Origin of the sequence: Streptomyces sp. (assembly GCF_031178505.1) — a bacterium.
Classification (GTDB): domain Bacteria; phylum Actinomycetota; class Actinomycetes; order Streptomycetales; family Streptomycetaceae; genus Streptomyces; species Streptomyces gulbargensis.
The window spans coordinates 1-10586 of sequence record NZ_JAPSIW010000179.1 but is presented as its reverse complement, the minus strand read 5'-3'; the positions used below and the strand labels follow the sequence as shown (position 1 = coordinate 10586).

General features: G+C 73.8%; 9 protein-coding genes and 2 pseudogenes. All 11 read left to right on the top strand.

The features are described from left to right. The coding region (locus RIF68_RS14750) for a sugar ABC transporter permease (RefSeq protein ID WP_309051690.1) at positions 1-471 on the top strand (471 nt) is incomplete at its 5' end. Then, complete coding sequence (locus RIF68_RS14745; protein ID WP_375165099.1) at positions 468-1385, top strand: carbohydrate ABC transporter permease; 918 nt, start codon at positions 468-470, stop codon at positions 1383-1385. The genes RIF68_RS14750 and RIF68_RS14745, both read left to right, overlap by 4 nt. Then, complete coding sequence (locus tag RIF68_RS14740; RefSeq protein WP_309051689.1) at positions 1382-2551, top strand: Gfo/Idh/MocA family oxidoreductase; 1170 nt, start codon at positions 1382-1384, stop codon at positions 2549-2551. Before RIF68_RS14745 ends, RIF68_RS14740 begins: the two co-directional genes overlap by 4 nt. Further along, positions 2548-3393: a PmoA family protein gene (locus tag RIF68_RS14735; RefSeq protein ID WP_309051688.1), complete on the top strand. Its 846-nt coding sequence runs from the start codon at positions 2548-2550 to the stop codon at positions 3391-3393. The genes RIF68_RS14740 and RIF68_RS14735 overlap by 4 nt, the downstream gene beginning before the upstream one ends. Further along, entirely contained in the window at positions 3390-4934 is a 1545-nt protein-coding gene (locus tag RIF68_RS14730) for a family 43 glycosylhydrolase (RefSeq protein WP_309051687.1), read from the top strand. The genes RIF68_RS14735 and RIF68_RS14730 overlap by 4 nt, the downstream gene beginning before the upstream one ends. 104 nt (positions 4935-5038) lie before the next feature. After that, entirely contained in the window at positions 5039-6379 is a 1341-nt protein-coding gene (locus tag RIF68_RS14725) for a sugar ABC transporter substrate-binding protein (RefSeq protein ID WP_309051686.1), read from the top strand. Then, complete coding sequence (locus RIF68_RS14720; RefSeq protein ID WP_309051685.1) at positions 6376-7182, top strand: rhamnogalacturonan acetylesterase; 807 nt, start codon at positions 6376-6378, stop codon at positions 7180-7182. Before RIF68_RS14725 ends, RIF68_RS14720 begins: the two co-directional genes overlap by 4 nt. Before the next feature lie 3 nt (positions 7183-7185). Beyond that, positions 7186-8481, top strand: a complete 1296-nt coding sequence (locus RIF68_RS14715) for a polysaccharide lyase family 1 protein (protein WP_309051684.1) — start codon at positions 7186-7188, stop codon at positions 8479-8481. Between the two features lie 136 nt (positions 8482-8617). Continuing rightward, on the top strand, positions 8618-9769 hold the full coding sequence (locus RIF68_RS14710; protein WP_309051683.1) for a pectinesterase family protein: 1152 nt from the start codon (positions 8618-8620) through the stop codon (positions 9767-9769). 146 nt (positions 9770-9915) lie between these two features. Then, positions 9916-10476: pseudogene (locus RIF68_RS14705) on the top strand (pectate lyase); the annotation flags it as partial. After that, positions 10394-10586 (top strand): annotated as a pseudogene (locus RIF68_RS14700) (hypothetical protein); the annotation flags it as partial. The pseudogenes RIF68_RS14705 and RIF68_RS14700, both read left to right, overlap by 83 nt.

Genomic DNA, 10586 nt, shown 5'->3' with positions numbered 1-10586 from the left:
GCCGACCTGGGCATCGGCGAGTACGGCACCTCCCTGCTCTCCGACACCGGGACCGTCTTCCCGGCGGCGGTGATCGCCGACCTCTGGCGCGGTGTGCCGTTCTTCGCCATCCTCATCCTCGCCGACCTCCAGTCCGTCCCGAAGGACCTGTACGAGGCGGCCGAGGTCGACGGTGCCGGCCGGATGCGCCAGTTCTTCCACATCACGCTCCCGCACATCCGGGACGCGATCGTGCTGTCCACACTGCTGCGGGCGGTGTGGGAGTTCAACAACGTCGACCTGCTCTACACGCTGACGGGCGGCGGCCCGGCGGGCGTCACCACCACCCTGCCGCTGTACATCGCGCACACCAGCGTCGACGCCCACAACTTCGGATACGCCTCCGCCCTGACGACGGTGGCGTTCGTGATCCTTCTCTTCTGCTCCATGGTCTATCTGCGCCTGAGCAAGTTCGGAGGCGACAGCAAGTGACGACCGAGACCACCCTGACCGCCGCCCCGTCCCCCGGGGCCGCGCACGCCGCGCCGCCCCCCGACCGCACCCCGCCGGCCGCCGGCCGCCGGCACCGCCGCTCGTGGGACGAGATCCCCCGCTGGCAGATCTACCTGCCCCTCGGGATCTACCTCGTCTTCACCCTGGTCCCCTTCTACTGGATCCTGCTGTTCGCCGTGCGCCCGGCGGGCTCCACCTCGCTGGTGCCGTGGCCGATGACGACCGCCCACTTCGAGAAGGTGTGGACCGAACGGAGCTTCGGCGTCTTCTTCCAGAACAGCCTGCTCATCGGTGTGGCGGTGCTCGTCACGACCACGGTGGTGGCGCTCGCCGGCGGATACGCCCTCGCCCGCTTCGACTTCCGGATCAAGAAGGGCTTCATGCTGGCCCTGCTCTGCTCCCAGTTCGTGCCGGGCGCCCTGCTCCTCGTGCCGCTGTTCCAGATCTTCGCCGAGCTGCGGATGATCAACTCGATCGGCAGCGTCATCATCGCGGAGACCGTCTTCCAACTGCCGCTGTCGATGATCCTCATCAGCGGATTCATCAGGAACGTGCCGTACTCCCTGGAGGAGGCCGCCTGGGTCGACGGCTGCAACCGCTTCCACGCCTTCCGGATCGTCGTCCTCCCGCTGCTCCGCCCCGGCCTGGTCGCCGTCGGCTCCTTCGCCTTCGTCCACGCCTGGAACCACTTCCTGTTCGCCCTCATGTTCCTCAGCAGCCAGAGCAAGCAGACCATCCCGGTCGGCCTCAACACCCTGATGGGCGCCGACAGCGTCGACCTGGGCGCGCTGGCCGCCGGCGGGGTGATCGCCGCCGTCCCCGTCGTCATCGTCTTCGCCTTCATCCAGAAGTGGCTCGTGACCGGCTTCAGCGCGGGGGCGGTGAAGGGATGAGCGCCGTACGCACCGGAGGGCCGCTGCCCGTCGTCCTGGCGGGCGCCCGCGGCCACGGCCGCAGCCACCTCCTCAACATCCACCGCCTCGAACGGCTCGGACTCGTCCGCCTCGCCGGGATCTGCGAACTGCGGCCCCTCGACGCGGCGGAGCTGGACGGTCTCGGGGAGCCGGAGCAGTCCCCGGACCTGGCGGCGCTGCTCGCCTCCACCGGGGCCCGGATCGCCGTGCTCAGCACCCCCATCCATACCCACGCCGACCTGGCCCTGACCGCCGCCCGGCACGGGGCGCACGTCCTCCTGGAGAAGCCGCCGGCCCCCTCGTACGCCGATTTCCGGCGGATGACGGAGGGCGTGGAGGCGGCCGGGACGGCCTGCCAGATCGGTTTCCAGTCGCTCGGCTCGCACGCCGTGCCCGCCATCCGGCGCCTGATCACCCAGGGCGCGATCGGTGAGCTCCTCGGCGTCGGCGCGGCGGGCGCGTGGGTGCGCGACGAGGCGTACTTCCGGCGCGCGCCCTGGGCGGGACACCGGCGCCTGGACGGAGTGGACGTCGTGGACGGCGCCCTCACCAACCCGCTGGCCCACGCGGTCGCCACGGCCCTCGCCCTCGCCGGCGCGGGCCGGGCGGAGGACGTCGAGCACATCGGGACCGAGCTGCACCACGCGCACGCCATCGAGTCCGACGACACCTCCGCCGTCCGGGTCCTGACGGCGGCCGGGCACCCGGTGACGGTGGCCGCCACGCTCTGCGCGGAGCGCCCCGCGGAGCCGTACGTGGTCGTGCACGGCTCGCGGGGCCGGATCACCTTCTGGTACCGGCAGGACCGGGTGCTGGTGCAGCGGGCCGGGCACGGTCCGGTGGAGACCGAGTACGGCCGCACCGACCTCCTGGAGAACCTGGTCGCGCACGTGACCGGGGGCGAGCCGCTGCTGGTTCCTCCGGACGGGACGGGCGCCTTCATGCGGGTGGTCGAGGCGGTACGGACCGGGCCCGAACCGCGCGAACTGCCCGCCGGGCACTGGCACACCGCACCGGGCGAGAGCGCGCCGCGCCGGGTGGTCGACGGGATCGACGCCCTGGTGGACGCGAGCGCCGCCGAACTGAAGCTGTTCTCCGAACTCGGCGCCCCCTGGGCGTCGCCGATCCGGGCGGAGGCCCGATGAACACCGAGCGGCCGCTGTCGCTGCGCTGCGCGGGCCGGACCGTCGCCCGCTACACCGTCCGCCCCGACCTGGCCTCCGACCACGCGCCCCGGCCCCATCTGCACCCCGTCACCACCCTCGCCGGACGGACGGTGACCGAGACGGTCCCCGAGGACCACCGTCACCACCTGGGCGTGGGCGTGGCCGTGCCGGACGTCGCCGGGTACAACTTCTGGGGCGGGCGGACCTTCGTACGCGACCGGGGCCCGGTCGCCCTCGACAACCACGGCGTCCAGCACCACGACGGGTTCAAGCTGTGCGACCCGGACGGCTTCGTGGAGGAGCTGAGCTGGACGGCGGGTGGGGAGCGGCTGCTGCGCGAGCACCGTACGGTCGCGGTCGTGCCGCTCACGGACACCGCGTGGGCGCTGGACCTCACCTTCTCCCTGGCCAACGTGTCCGGGCGGGCCCTGTCGATCGGCAGCCCCGCCACCAACGGGCGCCCGGGCGCCGCGTACGGCGGATTCTTCTGGCGCGCGCCCAAGGAGGCGGCGCCACCCGTGGTGTTCGGCGCCGCGGGCGACGGCGAGGGGACGGTCCACGGCGTCCCCGGCGACTGGGTGGCCCTGGTCGGCGGGGAGTGGAGCCTGGTGTTCGCGGGGGCGACCGCGACGACCCGGCGCGACCCGTGGTTCGTCCGCGCCGCCGAGTACCCGGGTGTCGGCTCCTCCCTCGCCTCCGGCGGCCGGCTTCCGGTGGCCGCCGGGGAGACGGTGGTACGGCGGGTCGTGACCGTCGTCGCCGACGGCCGCCTCGACCGGGACGGGGCCGGGGCCCTGGCCCGCAGGGCGGTGACCTCATGACCGCCCCCGTGACGCCCGGCGGCGACCTCGGCGACGGCACGTACCGCAATCCGGTCCTGGCCGCCGACTGGTCGGACCCGGACGTCCTGCGGGTCGGGGAGGACCACTACCTCACCGCGTCCAGCTTCGGCCGGGCCCCGGGCCTGCCGCTGCTGCACTCGCGGGACCTCGTCAACTGGACGCTCGTCGGCCACGCCCTGGAACGCCTCGAACCGGCGGCGGCGTTCGCGGCGCCCCGGCACGACTGCGGGGTGTGGGCGCCGTCCCTGCGTCACCACGACGGCCGCTTCTGGATCTTCTGGGGCGACCCGGACCACGGCGTCTTCCAGGTCAACGCGCCCTCGGTACGCGGTCCGTGGACGGCGCCGCACCTGGTGAAGGCGGGCCGGGGCCTGATCGACGCCTGCCCCCTGTGGGACGAGGAGTCGGGCGAGGCGTACCTGGTGCACGCCCTCGCCAAGTCCCGGGCCGGTGTCAACAACCGGCTCATCGGCCACCGGATGAGCCCGGACGGCGCGAAGGTCCTCGACGAGGGCCAGGTCCTCGTCGACGCCGACCGGATCCCCGGCTGGTTCACCCTGGAGGGGCCCAAGCTGTACCGGCACGACGGCTGGTTCTGGATCCTCGCGCCCGCCGGGGGCGTCGCCACCGGCTGGCAGGGCGCGTTCCGGTCGCGGTCCTTCTTCGGCCCGTACGAGGAGCGGATCGTGCTCGCGCAGGGCGACACCGACGTCAACGGGCCGCACCAGGGCGGCTGGGTGCGCACCCACCGCGGCGAGGACTGGTTCCTGCACTTCCAGCAGTGCGGGGCGTACGGCCGGCTCGTCCACCTCCAGCCGATGCGCTGGGACGAGGAGGGCTGGCCGGTGATCGGCGCGGACGGCGCGCCCGTCCGGATCCACCGCAAACCGGACCTGCCGGAGCAGCCGCCGTCACGGCCGGCGGTCGACGACACCTTCCCCGGCGGGCGGTTCGGCCGCCAGTGGCAGTGGACCGCCAACCCGGGTGAGGGCTGGGCCAGTCAGCACACGGGCGACGGCCTGCGCCTCGGCTGTGTGCGGTCGGAGCACCTCGACGACCTGCGGAACGTGCCGCACGTGCTGACGCAGCGGCTGCCGGCCGGGGCACTCACCGTGGAGGTCGGGTTGCGGCTGGACGGCGCCGGGCCCGGGGCCCGCGCCGGGCTCGTCGTCCTCGGCGACGCCTACGCCTGGATCGGTCTGGAACGCGCCGGTGACGGCACGGTCCGGCTGGTGCACCGCTTCGCGCCGGGCAACGCCGACCGGGAACGGGACGCGGCCCGCGCCCGGCCGGTCACGGGCCCGGAGGTCCGGCTGCGGATCGAGGTGACGGCCGACGCGCGCTGCCGCTTCTCGTACGAGGACGGCGGGGCTCCCGTGCCGCTGGGGCCGGAGTTCGCCGCGACCCCCTGGCGGTGGGTGGGCGCGCTCCTCGGCCTGTTCGCCGGCGCGCCGGCCGGGGGCGCGGGGCCGGCCGGGACGGCCGTCTTCACCGGCTTCCGCGTCCTGCCGGCTCCTTGAGCGCCTCCGCCGTACGCCTCCTGTGCCGCCCGCCGCCCCCTCGTACGACCGCCGCACTCCCCCCCCACCCATCCCCCGCACGACCCGAGAGAAGAGAGCCGACGATGACCATCTTTTCCGGCGGACGGCGCAGAGCCGCCCTCGCCCTCGCCCTGTCCGGAGTCCTCGCCCTGACCGTCGCCGCCTGTGGTGACGACGGCAGCGGCGCGGGCGGCGACAAGGGCGCCGAGGGCTCGGGCAAGGGAAAGATCACCTTCTGGGACAACAACGGCGGTGTCCGCACCGACATCTGGAAGGAGATCATCGCCGACTTCGAGAAGGCGCACCCCGACATCGACGTCGAGTACGTCGGCGTCGCCTCGAAGGAGGTCCAGTCCAAGTACGACACCGCCATCCAGGGCGGCGGCCTGCCGGACGTCGGCGGGGTCGGCGCGGCCATGCTCGCCGGCATCGCCGCGCAGAACGCCCTGGAACCGCTCGACGAGCGGATCGAGGCGAGCTCGCTCAAGGGCAAGCTGAACAAGAGCATGGTCGAGAGCGTGCGGTCGGCCGGCGGCCAGGGCGAGCTGTTCACCGTCCCCACCTCGGCCAGCAACGGCGTCCTGTACTACCGTACCGACCTGTTCAAGGCGGCCGGACTGGCGGAGCCCTCCACCTGGTCGAAGTTCTACGAGGCCGCCGACAAGCTCACTCAGAAGGACAAGAACCGCTTCGGCTACACCATCCGGGGCGGCGCGGGCTCCATCGCGCAGGCCCTGGACGCCATGTACGGCCAGAGCGGGATCAAGCAGTTCTGGAACGGCGACCGGACCACCGTCAACGACCCGAAGAACGTGGCGGCCCTGCAGAAGTACGCAGGCCTCTTCAAGAAGAACACCCCGGCGGCCGACGTCAACAACGACTTCACCAAGATGGTCGCCCAGTGGGACAGCGGCGAGATCGGCATGCTGAACCACAACCTCGGGTCGTACCAGGACCACGTGAAGGCGCTCGGCACACAGAAGTTCCGGGGCATCCCCAACCCCACCCTGGACGACGGCACGCGCGTGCAGGTCTCCAACCCGGTGGACGGCCTCGGTCTCTTCTCGTCCAGCAAGAACAAGGCCGCCGCCTGGAAGTTCATCGAGTTCGCCGCCTCGCACGAGTCCAACAGCAAGTGGAACCGGTCGGCCGGCGCGATCCCGGCCAACACGGAGGCGGCGAAGGACCCGTGGATCCAGGAGACGGAGACGACCAGGCTGGCCGCCGACGTCCTCTTCAGCGGCAAGGCCACGATCGTGGAGCTGCCGTACTACCTGCCGGACTGGAACACCATCTCCAAGGCCGACAACGAGGCCGAGTTCCAGAAGGTCCTGCTCGGCAGGAGCACGGCCGAGCAGTTCCTCGACGCCCTGGCGGAGCAGCTCAACACCGCCCAGGCCGAGTGGAAGCAGCAGAACAAGTGAGCGTCGGCCGCCGCCGGGTGGTCGCGGCCGGGGCGGGCCTCGCGCTCGCCCTGGCCGGGGGCCCGGCCGCCGCCCGTACCGAAGGACCCCGCCGGATGCGCACCCTCTTCGTCGCGGGCGACTCCACCGCCGCCCAGAAGTACGCCGACGCGGCGCCCGAGACCGGCTGGGGCATGGCCCTGCCGTTCTTCCTGCACCGGGAGCTGGCCGTCGCCAACCACGCGGTCAACGGCCGCAGCACCAAGAGCTTCCTTGACGAGGGACGGCTCGACACGGTCCTCGCGGCGATCCGCCCCGGCGACCTGCTCCTCGTCCAGTTCGGCCACAACGACCAGAAGACCTCCGACCCCGCGCGCGGGACCGATCCCTGGACCACCTACCAGGACAACCTGCGGGTGTTCGTGGAGGGAGCGAGGTCCCGGGGAGCGCTCCCGGTGCTCGCGACCTCCGTGGAACGGCGGAAGTTCGACGCCGCCGGCACCGCCCTGCGCACGCTCGGCGCGTACCCGGCTGCCCTGCGCGAGGTGGCGCGTGAGGCGGACGTCCCGCTCCTGGACGTGGAGGCACTGTCGCTGGCCCTGTGGCAGCGGCTCGGCCCCGAGGCCACGAAGACGTACTTCAACTGGACCGCCACCGAGCAGGACAACACCCACTTCAACCCGCCCGGCGCGATCGCGGTGGCCCGGCTCGTCGCCGGCGAACTGCTCCGCACCCGGGTCCTCGCGCCGCGCGAGACGCGCCGCCTGGACGACGCGGTTCCCCCCGGCCTCATCACCTGGCCGCCCGCCCCCGAGGAGAGCTGAACCGTGAACCGACGCACGCGACTGGGAGCGGTGGCCGCGGCCGCCCTCGTCCTCACCGTCACCGCCCCCGCGGCCGGTGCCCACGCCGGCCACCGGCCGGGCGGCGACCCGGCCCGGGCGGCCCTGCCGGCCGGTGACGGCTGGGCCGCCCTGGGCACGGGCACGACCGGTGGTTCGGCCGCCGACCCCTCCCGGGTCTTCACGGTCACCACCTGGGAGGAGTTCCGGGCGGCCCTCGCGGTCCCCGGCACCGGGCCGAGGATCGTCCGGGTCGTGGGCACCCTGGACGCGACGGCCGCCGGCTGCGGGGCCTTCGCCGCGCCCGGCTACGACTTCGCCCGCTACCTGGCCGACTACGACCCGGCGGTGTGGGGGTACGAGAAGGAGGTCAGCGGCCCCCAGGAGGAGCTGCGGGCGGCCTCCGCGACCGCGCAGGCCCGGGCGATCAAGGCGCAGGTGCCCGGCAACACGACGATCGTGGGTGTCGGCCGGAACGCCGGCATCACCGGTGGCAGCCTCCAGGTGCAGGGCGTGGACAACGTCGTCGTCCGCAACCTGACCCTGGAGAGCCCGCTCGACTGCTTCCCGCAGTGGGACCCGACGGACGGCGCGAGGGGCGCCTGGAACTCGGAGTACGACAGCCTCGTCGTGCACGGCTCCACCCATGTGTGGATCGACCACAACACCTTCACCGACGGGGCCCACCCGGACAGTTCCCTGCCGTCCTACTTCGGCGAGCTGTACCAGCGGCACGACGGCGAACTGGACGTGGTGCGGGGCGCCGACCTCGTCACCGTGTCGTGGAACGTGTTCAAGGACCACGACAAGACCCTGATGATCGGCAACAGCGACAGCGCGGGCGCCACCGACCGGGGCAAGCTGCGGGTCACCCTCCACCACAACCTCTTCGACAACGTGGTGGAGCGGGCGCCCCGGGTGCGCTTCGGTCAGGTCGACGCGTACAACAACCACTTCGTGGTGCGGGGCGCGCCCTACGCGTACAGCCTCGGCATCGGGCAGGAGTCGCGGCTCGTCGCGGAGCGCAACGCCTTCACCCTCGCGGAGGGCGTGCCGGCCGGGCGGATCCTCAAGAAGTGGAAGGACGCGCCGGTCACGACGGCCGGCAATGTCGTCAACGGGGTGCCGGTCGACCTGCTCGCGGTGCACAACGCGCAGTTCCCCGAGGAGACGCTGCGCGCGGACGCGGGCTGGACTCCGACGCTGCGCACCCGGGTCGACCACCCGCGGGCCGTGCCCGGGGTCGTCGGCCACCGCGCGGGCGCCGGCCGCCTGCGCTGAGCGGCGCTGCCGCACCCGGCCGTCGGCCCCGGGCGGGTGCGGCCGCCGCCGACCGCCGCGGGTGCCGGGCCGGATCCCCCGGCACCCGTCCGCCTCTCCCCCTCCCCACCCCACCGACCAGCGAAGGAGCATCCCTGTGCCCTCCTCGCACGCCCCCCGTTCCGGCCCCGGGCGCCGCGCCCTCCTCACCGGCGGCGCGGGCGCGGCCCTGGCCCTCGCCCTGTCCTCCGGCCCCGCCGCCGCGCGCCCTTCGGACCCCGCGCGGCCCTTCGGCCGCCACGGTTCGCCGTCCCGCCGCCCCGACGACCGCATCCTGTACGTGCATCCCGGAGGGCTCGGTGACCACACCCGCGTCCAGGCCGCGGTGGACGCCGCCGACGGGCCCGGCTGGACGCTGGTGCTCGCGCCCGGCACGTACCGCGAGACGGTCTCCGTGGACGCGGCGCGGGCCGGGATGACCTGGATCGGCGCCACCGGGGACCCCCGTGACGTGGTCGTGGTGTACGACAACGCGGCCGGCACGCCCCGGCCGGGCGGCGGCACCTACGGCACCAGCGGCTCCGCCACCACCACGCTGCGCGCGGACGGCTTCACCGCCCGGGGTGTCACCTTCGCCAACGACTTCCTCCGCACCGACCTGCCGGGGAACCCGGGCACGCAGGCGGTGGCGCTCAAGGTGACGGGGGACCGTTCGGCCTTCTTCCACTGCCGGTTCCTCGGCCACCAGGACACGCTGTACGCGGACTCGGCCGCCCTGTCGGCCTTCGCACGCCAGTACTTCGCGCACTGTTACGTCGAGGGAGACGTGGATTTCGTCTTCGGGCGGGCCACCGCCGTCTTCGAGCACTGCCACTTCCGCACGCTGCTCCGCCCGGATCTGGCGGGGGCCCCGTACGGGTTCGTCTTCGCCCCGTCCACGGCGGCCGCCGGCCCCTACGGTTTCCTCGCCACGCGCTGCCGGGTCACCAGCGAGGCCCCGGACGGCTTCTACAAGCTGGCCCGGCCGTGGGTGCCGAGCTCGGACCCCACCGCCCGGCCGTCCCTGGTCGTCCGCGACAGCGTGCTCGGCCCGGGGATCGACGCCGTCGCCCCGTACGCGAACATGCGCGAGGCCCACCCGTGGCAGGCGCAGCGCTTCGCGGAGTTCCGCAACACCGGCCCCGGCGCGCGGATCACGATCCCGGAGAACCGGCCGCAGCTCACCCCGGCCGACGCCGCCGGGGCCACGCCCCGCGCCTACCTCGGCGCCTGGGAACCGCGCCGCTTCCGCGCGGGAGCGGAGGCGTGAGGCCCGCGGCACTCCGCCGCGCGGCCGGTCCGGCGGCACGCCGCGCCGGCCGGGGCGCCGCCGTCGTGGCCCTGATGGCCTGCCGCGGGCGCCGGCCGCGCCCGCTGAGCCCCCTCCCTCCCCGTACCACGTGAGGAGCACCTGCCGTGACGTCCCCCGCCCTTCGCCGGACGGCTCCGCCCGCCCGCCGCTCCCGCGCCCGGGCCCTCGTGGCCGGCGCCGCCCTGCTGGCCCTGGCCCCGCTGCACCCACCCGCCCAGGCCGGCCCCGCCGACCCGGCTCCGCCCGCCGCCGCGCCCGCGGGTGCGGGACGCTGGTCCGACACCCCGCACGGCTTCGCCTCGCTCGGCGGCGGCACCCGGGGCGGGGCGGGCGGCGCGGTGGTCACCGTCTCCGACACGGCCTCCCTGGCCCGGTACGCGGCGGCCGAGGAGCCGTACGTCATCCGGGTCTCCGGCACAGTCACCGTCGCGCCCTTCGGCACGGAGATCCGCGTCGCCTCCCGGAAGACGATCGTCGGTGTCGGTGACACGGCCGAACTCGTCCACGGCGGCCTGTACCTGGCACCGGGCACCCACGACGTGATCATCCGGAACCTGACCATCCGCGACACGGCGGTGGCCGGTGACCGGGACTGCAAGACCACCGATCACGACGGCATCCAGATGGACTCCGTCCACCACGTCTGGATCGACCACAACCGGTTCGCGCGGATCTGTCGAGAAGCCGCGCACCACGGTGGGCTGGAAGGGCCTCATCAACGACCCGGGCCTCGACGGCTCGCACCGGATCGCCGAGGGCCTGCGCGCCGCCCGCG

Coding starts and splice junctions, on each gene's coding strand:
- RIF68_RS14735 (WP_309051688.1), top strand. CDS start 2,548: ATGAACACCGAGCGGCCGCTGTCGCTGCGCTGCGCGGGCCGGACCGTC.
- RIF68_RS14730 (WP_309051687.1), top strand. CDS start 3,390: ATGACCGCCCCCGTGACGCCCGGCGGCGACCTCGGCGACGGCACGTAC.
- RIF68_RS14725 (WP_309051686.1), top strand. CDS start 5,039: ATGACCATCTTTTCCGGCGGACGGCGCAGAGCCGCCCTCGCCCTCGCC.
- RIF68_RS14740 (WP_309051689.1), top strand. CDS start 1,382: ATGAGCGCCGTACGCACCGGAGGGCCGCTGCCCGTCGTCCTGGCGGGC.